Source organism: Moraxella sp. I5G (genome assembly GCF_055193055.1).
In genome coordinates this window covers 56,875-79,464 of sequence record NZ_JBUXLH010000006.1, presented here as the reverse complement: position 1 = coordinate 79,464, position 22,590 = coordinate 56,875, and the positions used below count along the sequence as shown (strand labels likewise).

Sequence of the window (22,590 nt, the reverse complement as noted above, 5' to 3'; positions counted from 1 at the left end):
AGGAATTCACCTTGCTTTAAAAATACGTAACTTTGATGGTTATAAGGCGCTTTTTGCATCTTTAATCATTTTTGCAATCAGCACCATAGCATGGTCTTTTTCTTCATCTTGGCTAGCACTGACTTCTTTTAATGAACGAATTTGGTCACATAATTCAAGACAAGTCAGCACCAAAAGTTCTTCATTAGTCAGGCTTTTATTTTTAATACCTTGACGGATACTGCGAATTTGATTATTAATTTGCGACACCGAATCTTCTAAAGCGTTAATTTCATTAGCAGGGCAAGTGATTCTGTGTGGTGTGCCTGCGATATTAATATCTACAGGTAAAAATTCCACTTTTTCAACTTTGGCGTCTTCAGGCATTTTGGTTTCTTGCACTTTTGTTTGAGTTGGATTAACTGCCGTTGAACTCTCTTCTTTTTGAGATAGATTTTGAGTATCTTTTTGGTCGCTAACATTTTGGTTGTTGTCATTGTTTTTTTTCGGTGTCATTTTATTGCCATGTTTTTCAAAGGCGGCAAAAGCGGCATCGACATTACTTTTTTTAGGTGAATCCTTCACATCTTTTTGAGCGGTTTGCGTAGATGTGTTTTGAGTGTTAGCAGCTTGATTGTTGACACTGCTTTTTTTCGGTGTCATTTTATTGCCGTGTTTTTCAAAGGCGGCAAAGGCATCGAGAACGTTCATAAAAAATCCTAAAATTATACCTTAAATCGTGCCATTATCAATTTTGGTCAGCCAGTTGGTAATCACCTCTACTCGCTCAACTGCCAATTTTTGCTTCAGAGCAAGTTCACAATTTTGATTATTTAGTTGGGTATTTTGTTCTTCAAGTGTTGTAATTTTATTGGTTAATTGATTTTTTTCATCAGTCAATTCATTTATTTTTTGGGTTAATGTAGCAATTTCTTCATTTGCAGAATCCAGATTTTTACTAAGCGTTAGTAATTGCCCTGCGGTATTATCTTGTGCTAATTTATTTTTTAGGCTAGCAAGTTCGGTTGCGGTAATATGGTAGCGTTCTTTAAATTCTAAAATAGTAGCTTCAAGTAGCTGTAATTGGGAAATCATATGGTTTCCTGTTAAAAGATTTTAATGAGTTATATTATCATGTTCAATATACAGAACAATCTGTAAGGTATTAGCCTATGTGTTATTCTGATTTAAAAAGATGATTACTTTCCAAGCCCCGTATTTTATCACCCCAATGGATAGTGTTCAACCTTTAAGAGATTTTTTAACAAAACCCTAAAATTTGCGTTATATTTAACATTTTTCTTAAGGTTTTTCTCATTGAAACCTTTGTTTTAACAGTGGTAAAATGGCGGAATTTGTTTATTGATTAGCATCTTTTATCAATAAAAACGTATTTTCTTAAAGACACAATTTGCAGTTTTAATGAAACGTGTTTTTTATTAATTAACCCAATAATGCCATTTAAAATGGGATTATTTTTAGGAATGTTTTAATGAATGATGATTTTTCTGGATTTAGCGACTGGCAAGCGGCTTTTGATGATTGGCATGATATATCCATCAGTGAATTACATGGTTTGATTACTGCTGTTATGACAACCTGTCTTCCTGCAAACAAAGATGTTTGGGCAATGCTTTTTGATGAGCTTTGTTTAAGCCGTCCTGATGATGATGCTTTAGAACTTATCAGCCAATACGCCGAAGACATTAGCTTTGAATTAAAAGACCAAGATGATGCTTATGCATTTACCCCGCTTGTTCCTGATGACGAACACGACTTATCTGAACGGTTTTTAGCATTAAAAAATTGGGCGGGCGGCTTTATCACAGGACTTGGAATCATTGAAATTGCATTAAGTCAAGACGAACAAGCTCAAATCAGAGACCTTTTAAAAATTGCCAGCATTCGCCCTGACGATGATGATAAATTTGATGGTGATGAAGAAGAATATTTACATTTATTTGAATTTGTTCGTTTCATTCCCGTACTACTTTATAGAAAAAATCATAAAAAAATTAAAGATTTGCCCATCATCAAGGGATTATCGCCTGAGCGCCTTACCGCCAAAGAAGCTCAAACGTTACCACCTGTTTTTAATGCAATGCACAAAAAATCCTAAGCACCAAAAACGATTAAAAAACCTAGCTGACATTTATAGACAGCTAGGCATTTTACTACCAACTCTTTATAGCACAATTAGCAGATATAAAACTTTTAAATATTGAAACAATTTCTTTAGTTTGGGCGGGTAAACTGTCTAAACTTTATTCAAAACGTTATTCAAAATAGTTTAGCCCAAAATCTCCACAAGCTCACCTTCTACTAAATGCATGCTGATTGCATTGGTTACTCTTACCAAAACAAATTGACCCAAAAGCGATTTATCACCTTTAAAGATAACTGAACGTGTATTATCTGCTGTGCCATGCAAAAAGCCTTCACGACGATTGGCAGGTTCTTCAACCAACACTTTTACGGTTTGACCAACCATCGCACGCGTTTTAGCAAAAGTAGATTTCTTGATAACTTCCTGAAAAGTGGCAAGACGGGCTTTTTTTGTCTCAAAACTGACATTATCTGGCAAATCTGATGCAGGCGTTCCGGGGCGTTTAGAATAAATAAAACTGTAAGAATGGTCAAAATCAAGCTCTTTGGCAAGATTTAACGTATTTAAAAAATCCTCATCCGTTTCATTTGGAAAGCCAATAATAAAATCGCTGGATAAGTGTAAATCGGGGCGAATCGCACGCAGTTTATTAATTTGATTGATATAAATATCTACTGTGTGATTACGTTTCATCGCCGCCAAAACAGCATTAGAGCCGCTTTGGATGGGTAAATGTAGATGAGATACCAGTTTTGGAATGCTTTTATAAGCATCAATCACATCATCTGTAAATTCTAGAGGGTGACTTGTGGTAAAACGAATACGGTCAATGCCATCAATGTGTGATACATAATGCAAAAGTTCGCTAAAACGACAAATTGTACCGTCGTCTTTTTCGCCACGATAACCATTGACATTTTGACCCAAAAGATTAATTTCTCGCACGCCCTGCTCAGCAAGCATATCAATCTCAGCCAGTACATCATCCAAAGGACGCGATAGTTCTTCACCGCGCGTATAGGGCACCACACAAAATGAACAATACTTTGAACAGCCTTCCATAACAGAAACAAAAGCTTTATAACCTTCTACTTTTGGTTCTGGTAAAAAATCAAACTTTTCAATACTAGGAAATGACACGTCCACCACGCCAATGCGATTTTTAGGGATTTGGTCATGTTGTTTGGCAGATTTATCATACAATTCTGGCAGTCGATGCAACGTTTGCGGACCAAATACCATATCAACATAAGGGGCGCGTTTTTGAATATTCTCACCCTCCTGACTTGCCACGCAGCCGCCCACACCAATTACTAGATTTGGATTTTTCTCTTTGAGTTTTCGCCATCTGCCAAGTTCACTAAACACTTTTTCTTGAGCTTTTTCGCGAATAGAACATGTATTCATGATTAAAACATCAGCTTCATTAATATCAGTAGTTACAATCATGCCATGACTATCGCCAAGCACATCGCCCATTTTTTGACTGTCATATTCATTCATTTGACAGCCCTGAGTGGTGATAAAAACTTTTTTGGGGCGTAATGAATTTATGGTTTGGTTGATAGGTTCATCAATTTGATGAAGCTGACTGATAATTTGAACGGGTTTGGCGGTTTTTGGATTAAAAGTTTGAGCGGTCATGGTTTTCTCCAAGGGCTGATAAACTCAATTAGTTTATTATTTAAAACTTTTAATTATATCATGATTTTTATTAATGCTTATTGTGTAAACCAATCATTTCTAAGTTTTATTAAAAAACTTGGATAAATTTTACAAATTTTATACAGCAGCTTAGATAAATGTAAAAATAATTTGTTAAGCTGAATATTTTCATAATTAATCTAAGCAAATAGCAATGAATTTTCCTACATCCAAACGTTCTTTTTTTATCCAAGTTGCTCTATTTGGCACATTGGTTGGTTCAAGCTTGGTGGCGTGTGCGAATGACTACAGTTATGACAACAGTGTTTATCAATTTATGGAAGCTGAACGTCAAAAAAGCAGTCCCAACGCCATGTATCAATATGAGCAAAACATGCAGGGTTCATTGTTTGCTGTCTATCCTGCCTATTGGCGACTTAATTATAATTTAGACAGTCAGTCGCCAGATACCATTAATAATTTTGTGCAAAAATACCCCGAAAACGTCATGAGTGAAAAATTGGCGGCTGATTATGCTGAAGCCAAAGCTAAATCCGGTGATTATTCTGCTGTGCGAGCGGTAGCGCATTCAATTCAAAACGCTGACGCATCAGAGGCATGCGCTATTGGGCTTGGTTATAACGGTTCAGGCGATATGCGGGCTTTACACCAAAAATCCGATGTTTGGCTTAACACACAAATCAAACAGCCTTTATGTGAAAAACTTGCCAGTGAGCTGGTTAATAACCCGCGCATCACTCAAACTGACAAACATGAACAACTGATTCGCATGATGCGAATTGATAATCGTCAATTGTCCAGTAAAAAAGCCCCTTTAAATAAAATGAATGATATTGTTAATTTGGCACGCTCGCTGAATTTGGCAATTGACTATGGAACGTTATCCAGCATTCGCAATAGCCCCAACGCCTTTTTTACTCAATTTGCCAATCAGCCTTACAGTCAAACCAACCAATATTTATACGTTTATGCCATCAGTCTTTTGGCAAATCGTTCTTATTGGGATGCATCCAGTCAGCTCAATTACGACATCAAACAAGACAAAACCCGTCCGCGTCCTTTATTATCCGATATGGCAAAACGCTACGCATGGCGAAGCATCGCTGTAAAACGCATGAATATGAACACCGACGATGGTTTTAACATAGAGGCAGTAAATTGGTTTAGAAACAGCTTAGGTGAACCCTTTAACCAAGAAGAAGCTGAAGATTATGCTCAAGCCGCCATTTATTTTAGTCAATGGCAAGATGTCGTCAATGCCGTACTTGCTATGAATGTAGAAAATCAAAGTCAAAAAGCATGGCAATATTGGCTGGCTCGGGGTTATGAGCAAACAGGCAAACAACATGACGCCAAAAATATCTATAGACAACTTGCCATAGGAATTGATTATTATGGCTTACTTGCCAAAGACCGTTTAGGTATTGCTTTAACTGCTCAAGATTTGGGCGGTTCACACCTACCAAACATCAGCCAAAAAGACCAACAACGAGTAATGCAAGACCCTTATTTTGCACGTGCTTTTTTACTGATTCAAAATAACGGCAATCCTGAACACATTCAAAGAGAATGGAACTGGGCAGTACGGATGGCAAACAAAAAAAATGATACCGCATTAATCCTTGCTGCTGCTAAACGCGCTCATGATTTAGGAATTTACAATCGCAGTATATACGCTATGGAAAATACGCCTGCTTTACGTGCTGGTGCTATTAGCCACCCAATGCCTTACCAAAGTAGCGTGGTTGGTTACAGTCGTGGTGTTGGCATTGACCCTGCTTGGGCATATGGAATTATGCGCCAAGAAAGTCGATTCCAAACAAATGCTCGCTCAGGCGTTGGTGCAGGCGGGCTAATGCAAATCATGCCAGGCACTGCAAAACAAATCGCCCGCGGTATGGGTGAATCTGCTGGTAACATGAGCAATCCTGATACTAATATTCGTTATGGCACTTGGTTTTTAAAAGATTTATCAGATAAATCCAGTAGTCAAATCGCTGTTGCTACTGCAGGTTATAATGCCGGTCCTGGAGCTGCTAAAAAGTGGTTACCTAAACATGGCTCTATCGCTGCTGACCAATATGTGGAGGCCATTCCTTATAGTGAAACACGCGATTATGTTAAGCATGTAATGGAAAACACCACCATTTACAGCGTTTTAATGGGGCATGGTATGCCGATTAGTCAACGTATGGGAAATGTGTCGCCATCATGGTAATATTTTGATAAATTTACAAAAAATGCTAGAATAAGCCTTTGATTTTATCAGAGGCTTTTTTGTGAAAAAATTTATTATTTATTCATTGACCACTTTGGCATTAATATCAGGCTGCGCCACCACCAAACCTGTGGCCACCACCAAACCTGTGTTAGATACCTTATCTATGAAACAAATTCACAGCGCAAATTATGGTGCTTATCCAAGCAATTACCAATCTAGCGTTAAGCAGCATTTGCAAAGAAATTTGTTAGATTATGACAGCGCAAAAATTGAATTTTACATGAAACCTGTCAAAGTATTTTATACAACTACATTAGCGTTTGATGGTTTTCTTTCCGCATTTAAAAGCTCACACGAGGGTAAAGGATGGGTAGGTTTTCCAGTGTATCTTGCTTGCGTAAATGTCAATGCTAAAAATACATATGGCGGTTATACAGGCTGGCAAACTTATGAATATTACTTTCAAGGTGATACATGGTACACAACTGGTTCAACTGGTTCAAGCTATACCTGCACGCATGCCGCTCAGAGTAAAGATATTTATGTTATCAATGGCGCCACTCATAAGTTAAAAATTGTGCCGTAAGTGTGTTGAGTGTAAAAATGTCCAAAACTTTGTGCTAATTATTAGATAATTATTAGATTGTATGTTATAAGCCAACCCACATTAGACAACATTTAGAAAAATAATGAAGCCTAAAAAGGCTTTGCGATTTATACTTGTACATGCTAAACTAAGACGATTTTACAATTTAGGTGGATTTTGCCATATTGTAAATCACAAATTTTACCATTTTAAGGACAATATCATGAGTAAACAACCCGTTCGTGTTGCTGTTACTGGTGCTGCAGGTCAAATTGGCTACAGTTTATTATTCCGCATTGCTTCAGGTGAGATGCTTGGCAAGGACCAGCCAGTTATTTTACAACTCCTCGAAATTCCAGTAGAAAAAGCCCAACAAGCCCTACAAGGCGTAATTATGGAGCTTGATGACTGTGCATTCCCATTATTGGTTGATGTGATTGGTACTGACGACCCAAATGTGGCATTTAAAGATGCTGACTATGCTTTACTTGTTGGCGCTCGTCCTCGTGGTCCTGGCATGGAACGTGCTGACTTATTACAAGAAAATGCCAAAATCTTTACTGTACAAGGTAAAGCTTTAAATGATGTAGCAAACCGTGATGTTAAAGTGTTGGTTGTTGGCAACCCTGCCAATACAAACGCTTACATTGCCATGAAATCAGCGCCTGACTTGCCAGCAAAAAACTTCACGGCTATGTTGCGCCTTGACCATAACCGTGCTTTAACGCAAGTTGCTAAAAAAACTGGTAAAGCAGTTAAAGACATCAAAAACTTAACCGTTTGGGGTAACCACAGCCCTACTATGTATGCGGATTATCGCTTTGCAACCATCAATGGTGAAAGTGTTAAAGACATGATTAACGACCAAGAATGGAATGCAAATGTCTTTTTACCAACTGTAGGTAAACGCGGTGCAGCCATTATTGAAGCTCGTGGTCTATCTTCTGCTGCTTCTGCTGCTAATGCTGCAATTGACCATATGCGTGATTGGGCACTTGGCACCAATGGCGAATGGGTAACTATGGGCATTCCATCGGATGGCTCTTATGGCATTCCAGAAGGCGTTATGTTTGGTTTCCCTGTAACCACCGAAAATGGTGAATACAAAATCGTTCAAGGTTTGGAAATTGACGAATTCAGCCAAGAGCGCATCAACATTACCCTAAAAGAACTTACTGATGAACGTGATGCGATTGCGCATTTACTATAATTTAGTTTGATAAATAAAATAACACCCTATTTAGGGTGTTATTTTTTATACTAGATTTAATAATCATATCCAACAACAATACCATTTTCAAGTATGATTTTTGTTCGATAACTTCTGGCACTAATTTTATCATATTTCCAAACTTCACGACGTTTGCTTTTTAGAACCTTAATATCTTTATCATCAGGATATCCTAGTGAATCAAGCAACATTTCTTCCGTTTGTCCTTGCCAAAATTCTTGATTCATAATACTTACAACAATATCTTCATCCACATACTTACTATATAAATAATTAAATCTCTCAATCCTTCTTCTTTCCATCTCTGCTCTTTTCTTTTCTTTACTTTTTCTCCTAAAATGCAAAATAGTGAGCAAGCAAACAACAAAACCAATCGACAGAAATAGCCTATTTCTAACCAAAAAATCCCACGAATAACAAATAATCACACCTACAATTAAAACTATTAGACCAAAACCACTACCATCTTCATTTTTCTTTTTAGCCATAACTTTTCCTTAACCTAACATTACAATTAATAATCTACATAGCAAAAGCATCATTGATATCACCAAACTGTTTGAACATCTATTTTCAAAAAAAAACAGATTTGGTAATGCAAAAATAATTCTTTTTAAGAATAATTATTGAGGATTTTGCTTAAATGGATTGATATCTCTTGACATAATCATATTACCTAGCAAATAATGAAAAATGCAGTATATTTTTGCAATATTCCAATTTGATAATCACAAATAACAATTATTGTTTATAAAAGTATCATTTCAACACCTTACTAATTATGTTAACAATAATTATAACGCTATCACAAGATTAAAACTTAACCAAAAACCAAATTTCCGATAATCAACCACCTTTTTTTGAATAAGTGGCTAATGATAAATTCAAATTTAATAACAAACTGCATCAAAATTGGTCAAAAATTTGCAACAAATTAACGATATTTTTAGGTGAATTGCGTAAGAATTCAGATAAAAACTGCAAAACGACGCTAACCAAAACACGATAAACAAAATCAATAGTTATGTTATACTAACTCAATCATAGCAAATAGTGATAAAAGGATATGCCGTGGTACAGATACGAGATAGCCTACCCCTTTTGCATGGCAATGACAGCAGTCAGGATAGTGCCAGTCTAACCGCAAGCCTTGCCCGAAAACGACTTCACCCAGACATCAAATCGCAACTAGACAGTCGCAAACTCACCACCAAACTTGACCATTCCAACAGTCAAACTGTGCCCGCTAGTATTAGTGAGGATGATATTGATATACAAAGCTGGTTAAAGGTGGTTGCTGAACGCATTGGCAAAGATGACTTACCAATGCTTCGTCGGGCGTGTGAATTTGTTAAAATCCAAACCAATAAAGCTCACGCTGTACGTTCTGGTGCCTATGCAACTGGAATTGGTATGGCAGATATTTTGGCATATCTGTACTGGGACGAAAATGCTTTGGTCGCTGCCATGCTTTATCGAGCGGCACGACGCGAGCTTATCAACACAGATACCATTGCAAAAAATTTTGGGCAAGACATTGCTCATTTAGTTGCTGATACGTTAGCAATGGGCAAACTATCTGAAAGCATCGAAGGCAACAAACGTCTTGAAGATTATTTTGAAAACAATCAGCGCGAGCAGTTATCCACTATTTACAGTATGCTGATTAGTACCACCAATGACGTGCGTGCGGTTTTAATTAAGCTTGCTGAACGCACTTTTGCCATGCGTGAATTATCTTTTGCTACACCCGACCGCCAAAAACGTGTAGCTAGAGAAGTCATGACCATTTACGCACCACTGGCTCATCGGCTGTCGATTGCCCAATTAAAATGGGAATTGGAAGATTTGGCTTTTCGTTATTTAGCGCCTGATGAATACAAAGAAATTGCCAGCTTGCTTGCTGAAAAACGTAGTGAACGCGAACTGTATATTGAAAAAGTTCAAGCGATTTTAAAGGATGAGTTGGCACGTACAGGCATTTCATGCGAAATATCAGGACGAGTTAAACATATTTATTCGATTTGGCGAAAGATGAAAAAGAAAAATTTATCTTTTGACCAGTTATACGATATTCGAGCCTTAAGAGTGCTGGTTAATACCAATGCTGAATGCTATCACACACTTGGCGTGGTGCATGGACTTTGGCGACATGTTCCAGAACAATTTGATGATTACATCACTAACCCAAAGCCCAATGGTTATAAATCCTTACACACTGTTGTGATTGCTGAAAATCGCACACTAGAGATTCAAATTCGTACCTTTGATATGCACTTTGAAGCCGAATTAGGCAAAGCAGCACACGTAAATTATAAAGAAGGCTTAAAAGGCAAACAAGACGATTATCTCACCCAAAAAATCAGTTCACTTCGTCAATTACTATCAGGCGATAAAAATGAACAAAGCGAAGATGAGCTTGAAATCGATGATGCCGAGCGGATTTTTGTTTTTAGTCGCGATGGCGATATTATTGAGCTTCCCAAAGGAGCAACGGTACTGGATTTTGCTTACTATGTACATACAGCCATTGGCAACCGAGCTCAAGGAGCAAAAGTTAATGGGCGTTATGTGCCTTTAACTCACCAACCCAAAACTGGTGATCAAGTTGAAATCATCACTAAAGCCAGCAGAGAACCTAACCGCGATTGGCTGATGTCATCATTAGGCTATATCCACACAAACCGAGCCAAAGCTAAACTAAGACAATGGTTTAATAAACAAGACCGTGATAAAAACATAGAAACGGGGAAAAATCTGTTTTTAAAAGAAATTGAACGGCTTTCACTTTCTCTTAATCAAATTAATTTTAATGAGCTGTGTCAGGATTTTAGCCAAAAGAATAAAGATGAATTATATCTAGCCTTGGCAATGGGTGAGCTCAATACATCAGCTTTAGTAGATAAATTAGCAGATAAATTAGGCTTAAAAACCCCACCCGTTCAAGAAGCCACCATTGAAATCAAGCCTGTATCACGACCCAATAAGTATAAAATTGACTTAGAAGGTTTGGATAATGTAGAAATTCATCTTGCCAAATGCTGTAGCCCCGTACACGGCGAACCAATTGCAGGGTTTATTACTTTGTCTAGTGGTGTCAGCATTCATAAACAATCGTGTGCTGAATTTTTACGCCTAATTGAAAAAGAACCAGACCGTGTTGTTATTGCGCATTGGCAAGAGCATTTTGGACGATATCAACCAACCGCCATCACTGTAGAAGCCACACCAAGAGATGGGCTTTTACGTGATTTAGTCAATTTAATTGACCGCGAAAAAGTGAATATTCATCGAGCTGAAACCATCCATAATGATGAAAGTATTTGTCGCATGAAATTTTTTGTGGAAGTGGCAGGTATTGCCCACTTATCGCGCCTTTTAGGTAAAATTGAACAACAGCCAAGTGTGCTTTCGGCACGCAGAAGCACCAATTAATGTACAAATTTGTACGTAATTTCTTCAATTAATCATTTAACTTTTTATAATCTAACAAGGAAAAATATGCCAGAGTTGCCTGAAGTTGAAACCACTAAAACCAGTCTAAACCCTTTGATTGGGCAAACCGTTACAGAAGTCTATACTTCAGGAAAAAGGTTGCGTGAATGTTTACCAAACGATTTATCCAGTTTGGTTGGTTATCAATTCATCAAAGCCGTTCGCCGTGCTAAATATTTACTGCTATACTTTACCCACCAAACCAACCACACCAAAAAGACTTTGTTGGTACATTTGGGCATGTCAGGCAGTTTACAGCAGCGCCGCGTTGATGCTGATAAAACATTAGATAAGCATGACCATATGGTGATGACCTTTATTGGTGAAGATGGTTTATTAACCAATTTATATTATCACGACCCAAGACGCTTTGGCATCATTACCTGGGCGGATAACGATGATTATATCAATGGGCAAAATTTAGCTGATAAATACTTAGCTCATTTGGGAGTTGAGCCTTTAGAAAACGATTTTAACGGTTGTTATTTATATCATAAAATTTGGCAAAGCAAAAATCCCATTAAAAAACCAATTAAAACGGTCATTATGGACCAAACAATTGTCGTTGGTGTAGGCAATATCTACGCTGCAGAAAGTTTATTTTTAAGCCACATTCACCCTGCAACACCTGCTCATTTATTAACTAAAGAACAGTTGAAAATCTTAGCAAATAACATCAAAATCATCTTGGATAAATCCATTAAAAAAGGCGGTTCAAGTCTAAAAGACTTCATGGTTGGTGATGGCAAGGCAGGATATTTTCAGCAAACGCTTTTGGTGTATGGACGAGAGGGGCAGCCCTGTCTTGACTGCGGAACATTACTAGAAAATATCAAAATTACCGGGCGAGCTAGTGTCTATTGTCCGCATTGTCAGTCCTTCACTGGTTAGTCTAATTTTTCATCCATCGGAAAAATTTACCGCTTACCCAATTAACTGTATCAAACGCTTGCTAATCACTGTTAAACTTGCTGTAATAGATAAAAGATTTTGGGTATTTCCCAATAAGGATAATTGTATGAAAATCAAACATCTACTGTGTGCATTTACCGCCGTGATTGCTATTCATAGCACTGCCAATGCTGCTATGGAAATTGATGAAAAAGACTTTGGTCCTAATTATGGTACAATGACTGCTGATTTGTTAGTTGGTAAACCTGCTCAATTGGCAGGAGCCATTGCGGGTACAGCACTGCATGTTGTTGGCTTACCATTTTCAATTGCATCCAATAGTGTAGACAGTTCTTATGAACATTTGGTGCGTCAGCCATGGGATAATATGCGTCGCTGCGTTGGCTGCACGCCTGAATATGACAACTATGTAAAAAGACAAAATGCCAACACTCATGAAGTGCGTTTTATTGTAGACCGTCCATCAGAAGTTATTATTAACACTGACCAAAGTGTAGTAGTAAACCCTTACTAAGTTTTTTGTATTTTGTTATCCGCTTTATACCAATAAAGCGGATTTTTTATTAAAAATTTTTATCATAAAAAAAACCGCCACAAAGGACAGTTTTTTATAAGCATTGGCAACTTATTTTTTACCACGATTAGCAAATGCGCCAAAACGCTTGTTGAAGCTTGCCACACGACCTTCGTTTGCGGTTTTGCGTTGTTCGCCTGTGTAGAATGGATGGGAAGCACTTGAAATATCTAATGGGAAATAAGGATATTCCTTACCTTGATACTCACGTGTAGTTTTGGTTGCTACAGTAGAACGAGTCAAAAAATACACGTCAGCATTGGTATCATGAAACAATACTTCTTTATATTCTGGGTGAATGTCTTTACGCATAATTGGTATCCAAAAAACCTAAGCACTAATAAACTTGCATTATCTGCAACTGTAGCCACGCCATCATCAACCAACTTTGATATGCCGCACCACGAGCCAAACTTTATTAGCCAACTTAAATGGGAAATAAAATGGCTATTTTATAAAAAAATAGTTAAATTTTCAAGTTAAAATTAATGAATCAACCAAGCAGCGTATTTTTATAAATCACATAGGTTGCAATAGTGCTCATAGGCATCGTTACCAAAAGCCCTAAACCTAGAGGGATTGTAGAAATCAATGCAATAATTAAGAACACAATACCAAAAACCAGCATAGGAAAAATATTAACCAAACATGCTTTAAACGACAATTTCATTGCGTCCAAAGCTGGCATTTCATGAAACATGACTAAAATGGGTGATAAATACATTGCCATTATAAGCGGAATGACTGCCAACAATATTATCAAGACAAACAATGTTGCAATACTAATATCGCTTGATAAATGAGTAATGTTAGGAATAAAAATTGCCGCAAGAATACCAGAAATAGCAACTGGAACCATCGACCATAACATAATCTTTATTTGACCCATAGGATTATGCGAAAAAGCAGCAAATAAATCCGAAATGCTGGCGCCCTCTTCCATATCCAAACGATAGGCGATATACGCCATGCTTGCCACAAAAAATACATTTAAAAAACTAACAATGATATTAATCACAGGAATCATGGACGCTACAAAAGTAATAACAAAATAAGCAATTAAACTTAATATCCACAGACCTGGATTTAACTTAAAAATTCGCCAAGATTCTTTAATCCAATCCATACCCGCCGAGGCGCCAAAGCGTTTTGGTTCATCTAGCAGCACCAAGTCATCTTGATATCCTTCTTCGTAGGCAGCAGGTGCTTGATAAGGATTGTATTCATTTAAATTATTGGAGTCATATGGGTTACTCATTCACTGTTTTCCTAAATTTCATTTGTAAAATTGTTGTAAGTTATAGCAAATTTTACTCATAAAATCAGCTTGTTTTTATTTTATCTTACAAAATATTACAAACTTGGCTGTTAATCTGTGAAATCCTACCTAAAAGAAAATTTCCATCAAAACTGTTTTTGCGGTAGAATTATTTTTTTTAATTTATCTTGCGATTTAACATTTTATAAATTTTTAGAGAACATTATGACTGATACTTCTGCTCAAAATCTATCCACTACTTACAACCCTGCCAGCATTGAACAAAAATGGTATGAGCTTTGGGAAAACAATGATTATTTTAAACCCACTTTAGATAAAGACAAATCTTTTTCCATTGCCTTGCCGCCACCAAACGTAACTGGAAGTCTGCATATGGGGCATGGTTTTAATAATGCCATTATGGATGCTTTAACTCGTTTTCATCGCATGAAAGGCTATAACACATTGTGGCAACCTGGGACTGACCATGCTGGTATTGCCACGCAGATGGTTGTAGAACGCCAATTGGGTCAAGAAGGCATTAGTCGTCATGACTTGGGGCGTGAAGCTTTTTTAGAAAAAGTTTGGCAGTGGAAAGATAAATCAGGTGGTACAATCACCAAGCAAATTCGCCGTCTGGGTTCAAGTGTAGACTGGAGTCGCGAACGTTTTACTATGGATGATGGTTTATCAGATGCTGTTAAGGAAGTTTTTGTACAATTACATGAACAAGGTTTGATTTATCGGGGCAAGCGCTTAGTAAACTGGGATCCGAAACTGCATACCGCTTTATCTGACTTAGAAGTAGAAAGTCATGAAGAGCAAGGTTCTTTATGGTATTTTAATTATTATTTTACCAACAAAGAACTCACCACCAAAGACGGTAAAAATTATCTAACGGTTGCCACCACGCGCCCTGAAACTTTGCTTGGTGATACTGCAGTTGCAGTAAATCCCAATGATGAACGTTTTAATCATTTGATTGGTCAATCGGTAATTTTACCCATCACAGGACGCGTTGTACCCATTGTTGGCGATGATTATGTTGAAAAAGAGTTTGGTACAGGATGTGTAAAAATTACGCCAGCTCATGATTTTAATGACTATGAAATGGGCAAACGTCAAAATTTAGCCTTGATTAATATTTTTAATATCAATGCTGAAATCTTGGATAAATTTGACGTTCTTACTCAGATTGGCAGCCCCGTTACTGAACAAATTGATGCGCCTAGTGAATATATTGGGCTTGAGCGTTTTGCTGCTCGTAAAAAACTCGTTGCTCAAGCCCAAAGCGAAGGTTGGCTTGAAAAAATAGAACCACACAGCTTAAAAACTCCGAAGGGCGACCGTTCGGGCGTGGTCATTGAACCGCTTTTGACCGACCAATGGTATGTCAAGATTGCGCCACTTGCCAAACCCGCAATTGAAGCAGTTGAAGATGGGCGAATTAAATTTGTTCCTGAACAATACACGAATATGTATATGGCATGGATGCGAGATATTCAGGATTGGTGCATCAGTCGTCAGCTTTGGTGGGGTCATCGTATTCCTGCATGGTATGATAATGATGGTAATGTATATGTTGGACGCAGTGAATCCGAAGTTCGCCAAAAGCATAAACTTGGCGAACAAATCAGCTTGCGCCAAGATGATGATGTACTAGATACTTGGTTTAGTTCGGCATTATGGACATTTAGCACATTAGGCTGGACGGGTAACAAACAAAAAGACAGTCAAAATCCATTTTTACAAACCTTCCACCCAACATCGGTTTTAGTAACCGGCTTTGATATTATTTTCTTTTGGGTGGCACGCATGATTATGATGACCATGCACTTTGTCAAAAATGAAGATGGCACACCACAAGTTCCTTTTAAAACTGTCTATGTACATGGTTTGGTGCGTGATAGTGAAGGTCAAAAAATGTCCAAATCTAAAGGCAATGTGCTTGACCCTTTGGATTTGATTGACAGCATTGATTTGGAAAGTTTGGTTAAAAAACGTACATCTGGATTAATGAACCCCAAAGATGCTCAAAAGATTGAAAAAGCCACTCGTAAAGAATTCCCGGATGGGATAGCCGCTTATGGTACTGATGCGGTACGTTTTACATTTTGTGCTTTAGCAAATACAGGACGTGATATTAAATTTGATTTAAAACGCGTAGAAGGCTATCGCAATTTTTGTAATAAAATTTGGAATGCTACCCGTTTTGTTTTGATGAATGTAGAAGGCAAAACCATCGCCCAAAATATTGATACTAACTTTTGGGAATTACCCGAAAAATGGATTATGAGCCGTTTACAAAACTGCATTGAAGCAGTGGAGCTAGCTTTTAAGACGTATCGACTTGATTTGGCGGCAAATGCCATTTATGAATTTATCTGGAATGAATACTGTGATTGGTATGTAGAACTTGCCAAACCTGTTTTAAATGATGATAATCAAAGTGATGATAGAAAAGTCCAAGTACGTTTGATATTATTGTCGGTTCTTGAGACAGCTCTACGCTTAACACATCCTTTGATGCCATTCATTACTGAAGAAATTTGGCAAACTTTGGCGCCCATGCTAAACCTTGACGGTAAAACCATTATGCTAGCAGATTACCCAGAGGTTAATTCAGAATTTATTAATGAAGAAGCTCAAAACGATATGCAGTGGCTTCAAGGCTTGATTGGTGTGGTGCGCAATATTCGTGGTGAAATGGGGCTGGGAAATGCCAGATTACTTCCTGTATTATTGCAAAATATTACAGCTACTGAACGTACAACCATCAATCGCATTGAACCATTATTTAAAGCCCTTGCAAAAGTGGAAAGTCTGGCTTATCTTGATAACAATGACAAAGCGCCTCTATCATCATCTGGCATGGTTGGACAAGTGAGTGTCTTTGTACCAATGAAAGGTCTGATTGACCCAAATGCTGAACTTGGTCGTCTACAAAAAGAACTGGATAAACTACAAAAACAACGCGACCAAATCTCAGGTAAATTAAACAATGAAAATTTTGTTGCTAAGGCGCCTGCCAATGTAGTTGAAAGTGAACGGCTAAAGCTTGATGAGCTTAGTGGACAAATTCAAAAATTAAAAGAAAATATGGAAGAGATTCAAGGATTATAAATTTATTGGGCAAAGGTGATTTTACCTTTGCCTTTTTTTATTTTAACAAGAAAATTTACATTCAAAAAAATTTATTAAAATTATTTATAAACATCAAAAAAAGGAAAATTAAAAGAAATTGGGTTTTAAAATATTGGACATCACGGCATCAGAAATTATGAAATTATCATCAAAATACTATAAATAAAGAATACATGATGAGTGTAATTAAACAAGCACTTTAGATTATCACTTCGCCCTACGTCTAAAAGACTGCCACAAACTTTCATGCTGAATTTTAGGCACTTTTAAGGTCATGGTATTGGACAAAATATCATGTACTGCCAATCCTTGACGATTAAAAAAACAAAACAGATAATTAAACAAAAATCCCAAAAATGCACTCATCCACACTGCGGCGCGCTCACCGTCTTGCAGGACACCACCTACCGTTGCACACAATAATGGTAAAAGACAAGCGCTTAAAATGCGCCCAAAACTCTGCCACCATAAAAGCAGTTTACCATGAGCAGTAACGGTTTTAATTCGCCAAGTCTGCATGCCTAGAGTTTGACCGGATTTTCGCCAAAAAACTCCATAGAATCCCACCAACGTCAAAATAAAAATGGGCGATAACACCCCGTTTTGATACCAAATTGGCAGTTCTTGAGCTTGATTCGCTGATTGACCAACATCAAGCAGCAAAAGCGTACCTATAACCGCTCCGATTGTACCTGTTAAAAAAAGCATTGCCAAAATCAACATGCCATCATAGATTAAAGCAAGTAAGCGCACTATTGGATGAGCGATTACTAAAGGTTCATCAGACACAGAAACAGCTTTAGGATTATCAGTGGGAGATTGATTTTTATCTGATTGTTTGAACATACAAAGCTTTTTAGGCATAAAAAGGGCATTTTAGCATAAAATCTTCTTTTTCCCAATGTTGCAAAACATAAAAGGCGGTTTGTGCCGCCTTCTATTATTTATTTGCAAATGATTAATAACTACAGATTACTGTTCAATAATTTCATTAACTTTTGCCAGTTTTTCGGCTTTAGCAGCGGCACGTTTGGCAGCTTTTTCACGACGAGCTTCAGCACGTTTGGCGCGAGCCTCAGCACGTTTTTGAGCTCTTTCAGCGCGTTTGGCAGCTTTTTCAGCTTTGCGATTGGCTTTTTGGGCTTGCTCTTCAGCTTTTTGAGCTGAAATGACTGCCTGCTTTGCATCTTGTACAACAACAGATTGTTCAGCTGCTTGGGCTAAATTATTATCTGTCATAACCTGAGCTTGCACCAAATTTTCTGGCAATACTGGTTTATTTGCACAAGCAGTCATTAAAACAGCTGCAATCATCACAGAAATAAAACGCATACAACCCCTTATTTAAATTGGAGACAAGAAAAAACCAAAACAACTAAGTTTTGGTTCTTATATATGGCGCGCCCGGAGAGATTCGAACTCCCGACCCCTTAGTTCGTAGCCAAGTGCTCTATCCAACTGAGCTACGGGCGCTCTATGGGTGGCTATTATAAAGTAATTTAACTGTATGTCAAGCCTTTTTTATTCATTTATTGAAATTTCTTTCAATAAAATGGCGGTGACGGAGGGATTCGAACCCTCGATACAGTTTCCCGTATGCATCCTTAGCAGGGATGTGGTTTCAGCCACTCACCCACGTCACCGTTGTGCGGGCAATTATAACAAAGATTTATAAAAATGCAAGTACTTTTCAAGTATATATTTTAAATTTTATCAAAAATTGTTATGATAAAGTCTTTCACAAAATTAGCAATAAGGATACTTATGCGCCCTGTAGTGCTTTGTTTTTCAGGTCTTGACCCTTCTGGTGGAGCTGGTTTACAAGCAGATATTGAATCCATTGGTCAAGCGGGTGCTCATGCTAGCATTGCTTGCACCGCAATTACTGTGCAAAATTCACAAAAAGTCTTTGGATTTGAACCTGTTCATAATGAGCTTTTAGACAAACAAGCCATGGCTGTACTTGAAGATTTGCCAGTTAAAGCGATTAAATCAGGTATGCTTGGCACGGTAAAAAATATTGATGTCATTGCAAATTTATTTAAAAATAATAACATTAAATCAGGCACACCATTTGTACTTGACCCTGTCTTAGTTGCTAATAGTGGCGGCAGCTTAGGCGATAAAAAAACTTTGGTTTCTGCCTTTGGTAAGATTTTACCATATGCCACACTCATCACACCAAACACGCATGAACTTCGAGCATTATCTGGTAAAAATGACCTGCATGATGCTGCCAAAACACTGTGTCAAAATGGCGTAAAAGCAGTATTAGTCAAAACTTCTCATGATTTTGATAAAGGAGATATTGAGCAATTTTTATATATTGACGGTCATATGGTTCATGCGAGTATTTTGCCACGTTTGGCTGGGGAATTTCATGGTTCTGGCTGTTCTTTAGCAAGCTTTATTGCTGGCAGATTGGCGGTTGGTGATGATTTGGTGCAAGCGGTAAAAAATGCTGATAAATGGATACAAGGTGTCCTCAAAAATGCAGATGCGCCCCACCCTGACAACCCAAAGGCGCAACTGATTCCTAAACGGTTTTGATGACAAATCAAATACATTTCTTTGGCAGCATTTACTTACATCAATTGCTGTAATATATTTGCGCCTACAACTTCAATTATGGTTTCAATCAACCCAAGCGCCAATAACGCCACCAAAGTGGAAAGGTCAATCATACCTAAATTTGGGGTAAAACGGCGAAATGGCGCAATGATTGGTTCAGCCATTTCCATAATAATTTCCATTGCGGGGTGAATTTTATTACTCAATAAAATCACCCAGCTTAAAATCACGCCTGCAAATACGGTGTATTTTAACGCTGTTACCAACATCAAAATTGCTTGCAATGTGCCACGAAAAAACAATACTAATGGGGTTAAATGTTCGCCATGTATGCCAGCCAATCCAGCGATTTTAATGTAAGTTAGAAGCAGCAGAAGTACAATCGCTGACAAACTAATACGCCCGCCCGCTAAATCAGGAAAAATTCTTTGAAATACCGTAACTACCGCTGAAATCCCATAAGTGGCTTTAGAATAAGGGTGTTTTGGGTCAATTTGAGCGAATTGAAACATAAAACGAATAAAAATAATCAACATCGCCAAATTGACGACCATCATAAAAATAACGGTTAAAGGGCTATTTATCATCACTATATCAATTTATTATCTATTTGAATTTTACTAAGCTGACATCACTTGGCGAGTTCTTGACTACGATTAACGCAAGCCTGCATGGCATTATCCACAATTTTTGCAAAATTTTGCGCCTCAAATGCATCAATCGCTGCTTGAGTAGTGCCACCCTTAGAAGTTACTTTTTGACGTAAAACTGCCAAATCATCATCTTTTGCTAAAAATCCTGCTCCAATCAAACTTTGGACAGCTAACAATTTTGCTGTTTGTTCGTCCAAACCCAATTGAACAGCTTTTTCTACCATCGCTTCTAACATATAAAAAAAGTAAGCAGGTGATGACCCAGAAACAGCAGTCACGACATGTAAAAGTGTTTCATCATTTACCCACACTGCAATACCACAACTTTGCAAAATTGCGGCTGCTTGAGCTTTATATTCAGCACTGACTTTATTAAATGCAAACAGTCCCGTTGCTCCCACACCAATACTCGCAGGTAAATTTGGCATACAGCGAACAATCGTATCACTATTAAATAATTCACTTAAACGCTGAGTTGATACACCTGCCAAAATTGATACAATCAATTTATCTGCTATATAAGGGGCAATATCTTCAGCCACACTTTCAACAACTTGCGGTTTAATCGCCAAAACGATAATATCAGCTGCGGTTAAAATTTTAGGAGCATCGCTGGGCAATACCATCTCAACGCCCTTTTGGGCAAATGTAGCCTGTTTTTTGATATCAGGGTCAGATACCTGAATCACCAATCCTAAATGATGCGTTTGATTTGCCAATAATAAACCATCAATGATGGCATTTGCCATATTGCCGCCACCAATAAATACAATGATTTTACCACACAGGGTATGAAAATTGTTCATTTTTATCCTTATAGTGCTGTCAATTGACCCAGCGGTTTTGATTTATCCAACAAAAAATAATGGGATACTTCTGATTTTTCCAGTTGCCATAAATGAAAAATACTGATTAAATACAATGGTTTATCCTGATGGCAAATCAGCCACAAATTATCTCTTAACCAACTAGGAATTTTTAGAGTTTGGTATAATTTTTTTCCAGATAATTGCCGATTCATCATAGCTTGATTGGCTGTATGCTGATGATACTGGATTTTATCAGTTTTTTGAAGTGGACGAACGTTTATATTTTTTGGTAATGACAACCAAAAAATCAGTTCATCGCTTAGTTTTAATACAGTCTGATGATTTTGGTTTGTAACCGCACATGGCGGAAATTGCAATAAATCCCAAACTGCATGATGATAGCGGTATAACCGATTTTGATAACGGCATACAATAAACGCATTCTTTTTACCCTGCCAAAAAATCTGGGTTTGATGATCAGGGTTTTGCCGATAAATCAGTTCTAAAATATCCAAAATCAACTGATGATTGGGCGGCAAAACTTCATCGCCTTGCATCCATTGATGAACCAATGTTTTTTGAATGGTTTTATCCAAACCTTTGATTTTATCAATATCTAAAACGCTTTGATAAGGTGGCACAGTTAAGGTTTGTATCAAACAATCTTGAATATGTTGTATGATTGTTTGTTTTACAATCAAATCAGCTTCGGTTAAATGTTGGCTTGCTCTTGCAATATTTTGCACCGTTTTTGGGTTTAGCTGGTTTAAAATTGGCATAATTTTTGTGCGAATGATACTGCGCAAATTTTCGCCCGTTTCATTGGTTGGGTCATCAACAAAAGGCAACTGATAAAATTGCGCAAAATCACTTATCTCATCTCGACTGATGGTTAAAAATGGGCGATATAATATGATTTTTTTACCATTAATGCTTTTTTCTTGGTATTTTTTAATGCCACCAAGACCAGATGCACCTGCGCCGTTTATCAATCGCATAAGCACAGTTTCAGCTTGGTCATTTTGATGATGCGCTAGCAACAAAACATCATTATCGCCCATCAAATTTGCCATTGCCATATAACGCCCATCACGAGCAGCGGTTTCAGTTTTTTTATCCAAAGAGATGGGTAAAATATGGCAAGTAAACCCTAAGTCTTGTGACCAAGTTTTTACCAGATTTGCCCAATCATCATTGGCTTTTTGCATGCCATGATGAACATGAAGCAGCGTTGGCAATGTTTGTAATTCACTCTTTTGATGCAATAAATAGCAAGCAAAAGCCAGTGATAATGAATCACGCCCACCACTGCACGCCAAAAACAACTGATTGGAAAAAACTGGTAAATCAGACAATACAGATAAAATTTTATCGACCAATTTCAA

20 protein-coding genes and 2 tRNA genes are annotated in these 22,590 nt (G+C 37.5%); 9 read left to right on the top strand and 13 right to left on the bottom strand.

What is annotated here, in order from left to right; genetic code table 11:
• Positions 1-39: 39 nt before the first annotated feature.
• Complete coding sequence (locus tag ACZBKJ_RS04745) at positions 40-690, bottom strand: cell division protein ZapA (protein ID WP_463199781.1); 651 nt, start codon at positions 688-690, stop codon at positions 40-42.
• A gap of 21 nt (positions 691-711) precedes the next feature.
• Entirely contained in the window at positions 712-1,074 is a 363-nt protein-coding gene (locus tag ACZBKJ_RS04740; protein WP_463199780.1) for a hypothetical protein, read from the bottom strand.
• Positions 1,075-1,471: 397 nt separating this feature from the next.
• Here ACZBKJ_RS04740 and ACZBKJ_RS04735 point away from each other — a divergent pair, with 397 nt between their 5' ends.
• Positions 1,472-2,098 (top strand): UPF0149 family protein, encoded by a 627-nt coding sequence (locus ACZBKJ_RS04735; RefSeq protein WP_463199779.1) that lies wholly within the window; start codon positions 1,472-1,474, stop codon positions 2,096-2,098.
• 171 nt (positions 2,099-2,269) lie between these two features.
• On the opposite strand, the gene miaB is transcribed toward ACZBKJ_RS04735, so the two are convergent.
• Positions 2,270-3,730: a tRNA (N6-isopentenyl adenosine(37)-C2)-methylthiotransferase MiaB gene (miaB, locus tag ACZBKJ_RS04730; RefSeq protein WP_463199778.1), complete on the bottom strand. Its 1,461-nt coding sequence runs from the start codon at positions 3,728-3,730 to the stop codon at positions 2,270-2,272.
• 214 nt (positions 3,731-3,944) lie between these two features.
• Here miaB and ACZBKJ_RS04725 point away from each other — a divergent pair, with 214 nt between their 5' ends.
• The 3 genes from ACZBKJ_RS04725 (at position 3,945) to ACZBKJ_RS04715 (ending at position 7,768) form a co-directional block, all read left to right on the top strand.
• A complete protein-coding gene (locus ACZBKJ_RS04725) occupies positions 3,945-5,969 on the top strand; it encodes a lytic transglycosylase domain-containing protein (RefSeq protein WP_463199777.1) in 2,025 nt (674 codons plus the stop codon).
• 61 nt (positions 5,970-6,030) lie between these two features.
• On the top strand, positions 6,031-6,558 hold the full coding sequence (locus ACZBKJ_RS04720) for a hypothetical protein (RefSeq protein ID WP_463199776.1): 528 nt from the start codon (positions 6,031-6,033) through the stop codon (positions 6,556-6,558).
• A gap of 223 nt (positions 6,559-6,781) precedes the next feature.
• Positions 6,782-7,768, top strand: a complete 987-nt coding sequence (locus ACZBKJ_RS04715; RefSeq protein ID WP_463199775.1) for a malate dehydrogenase — start codon at positions 6,782-6,784, stop codon at positions 7,766-7,768.
• 56 nt (positions 7,769-7,824) lie between these two features.
• Here ACZBKJ_RS04715 and ACZBKJ_RS04710 read toward each other — a convergent pair whose 3' ends face one another.
• A complete protein-coding gene (locus tag ACZBKJ_RS04710; RefSeq protein ID WP_463199774.1) occupies positions 7,825-8,277 on the bottom strand; it encodes a hypothetical protein in 453 nt (150 codons plus the stop codon).
• A 583-nt stretch (positions 8,278-8,860) separates the two neighbouring features.
• Between ACZBKJ_RS04710 and ACZBKJ_RS04705 the strand changes: the two genes are divergently transcribed.
• From ACZBKJ_RS04705 to ACZBKJ_RS04695, 3 genes are all read left to right on the top strand, one after another.
• Positions 8,861-11,224, top strand: coding sequence for a RelA/SpoT family protein (locus ACZBKJ_RS04705; RefSeq protein ID WP_463199773.1), 2,364 nt, complete (start codon positions 8,861-8,863; stop codon positions 11,222-11,224).
• A gap of 66 nt (positions 11,225-11,290) precedes the next feature.
• Positions 11,291-12,175, top strand: coding sequence for a bifunctional DNA-formamidopyrimidine glycosylase/DNA-(apurinic or apyrimidinic site) lyase (gene mutM / locus ACZBKJ_RS04700; protein ID WP_463199772.1), 885 nt, complete (start codon positions 11,291-11,293; stop codon positions 12,173-12,175).
• A gap of 127 nt (positions 12,176-12,302) precedes the next feature.
• The gene (locus tag ACZBKJ_RS04695) at positions 12,303-12,710 is read left to right on the top strand and encodes a hypothetical protein (protein ID WP_463199771.1); all 408 of its coding nucleotides are present in this window, start codon (positions 12,303-12,305) and stop codon (positions 12,708-12,710) included.
• A 111-nt stretch (positions 12,711-12,821) separates the two neighbouring features.
• Here ACZBKJ_RS04695 and ACZBKJ_RS04690 read toward each other — a convergent pair whose 3' ends face one another.
• Both ACZBKJ_RS04690 and ACZBKJ_RS04685 read right to left on the bottom strand, forming a co-directional pair.
• Complete coding sequence (locus tag ACZBKJ_RS04690; protein ID WP_463199770.1) at positions 12,822-13,082, bottom strand: type B 50S ribosomal protein L31; 261 nt, start codon at positions 13,080-13,082, stop codon at positions 12,822-12,824.
• A gap of 181 nt (positions 13,083-13,263) precedes the next feature.
• Positions 13,264-14,028, bottom strand: coding sequence for a BPSS1780 family membrane protein (locus tag ACZBKJ_RS04685; protein WP_463199769.1), 765 nt, complete (start codon positions 14,026-14,028; stop codon positions 13,264-13,266).
• Between the two features lie 225 nt (positions 14,029-14,253).
• Here ACZBKJ_RS04685 and ACZBKJ_RS04680 point away from each other — a divergent pair, with 225 nt between their 5' ends.
• Positions 14,254-17,151 (top strand): valine--tRNA ligase, encoded by a 2,898-nt coding sequence (locus ACZBKJ_RS04680; RefSeq protein WP_463199768.1) that lies wholly within the window; start codon positions 14,254-14,256, stop codon positions 17,149-17,151.
• A 228-nt stretch (positions 17,152-17,379) separates the two neighbouring features.
• Here the strand turns inward: ACZBKJ_RS04680 and ACZBKJ_RS04675 are convergent, their stop codons facing one another.
• The 4 genes from ACZBKJ_RS04675 to ACZBKJ_RS04660 form a co-directional block, all read right to left on the bottom strand.
• On the bottom strand, positions 17,380-17,928 hold the full coding sequence (locus ACZBKJ_RS04675; RefSeq protein WP_463199836.1) for an RDD family protein: 549 nt from the start codon (positions 17,926-17,928) through the stop codon (positions 17,380-17,382).
• Positions 17,929-18,144: 216 nt separating this feature from the next.
• Positions 18,145-18,504 carry a hypothetical protein gene (locus tag ACZBKJ_RS04670; protein WP_463199767.1) on the bottom strand — a complete coding sequence of 120 codons (360 nt, stop codon included), beginning with the start codon at positions 18,502-18,504 and terminating at the stop codon, positions 18,145-18,147.
• Positions 18,505-18,568: 64 nt separating this feature from the next.
• A tRNA-Arg gene (locus tag ACZBKJ_RS04665) sits at positions 18,569-18,645 on the bottom strand.
• Between the two features lie 80 nt (positions 18,646-18,725).
• Positions 18,726-18,815: transfer RNA gene (locus ACZBKJ_RS04660), tRNA-Ser, on the bottom strand.
• Between the two features lie 121 nt (positions 18,816-18,936).
• Here ACZBKJ_RS04660 and ACZBKJ_RS04655 point away from each other — a divergent pair.
• Entirely contained in the window at positions 18,937-19,722 is a 786-nt protein-coding gene (locus ACZBKJ_RS04655; protein ID WP_463199766.1) for a hydroxymethylpyrimidine/phosphomethylpyrimidine kinase, read from the top strand.
• Positions 19,723-19,757: 35 nt separating this feature from the next.
• Here the strand turns inward: ACZBKJ_RS04655 and ACZBKJ_RS04650 are convergent, their stop codons facing one another.
• The 3 genes from ACZBKJ_RS04650 to tilS are packed head-to-tail and all read right to left on the bottom strand — an operon-like array spanning position 19,758 to position 22,590.
• Complete coding sequence (locus ACZBKJ_RS04650; protein ID WP_463199765.1) at positions 19,758-20,330, bottom strand: YggT family protein; 573 nt, start codon at positions 20,328-20,330, stop codon at positions 19,758-19,760.
• Between the two features lie 44 nt (positions 20,331-20,374).
• A complete protein-coding gene (proC, locus tag ACZBKJ_RS04645; RefSeq protein WP_463199764.1) occupies positions 20,375-21,202 on the bottom strand; it encodes a pyrroline-5-carboxylate reductase in 828 nt (275 codons plus the stop codon).
• 8 nt (positions 21,203-21,210) lie between these two features.
• Entirely contained in the window at positions 21,211-22,590 is a 1,380-nt protein-coding gene (gene tilS / locus ACZBKJ_RS04640) for a tRNA lysidine(34) synthetase TilS (RefSeq protein WP_463199763.1), read from the bottom strand.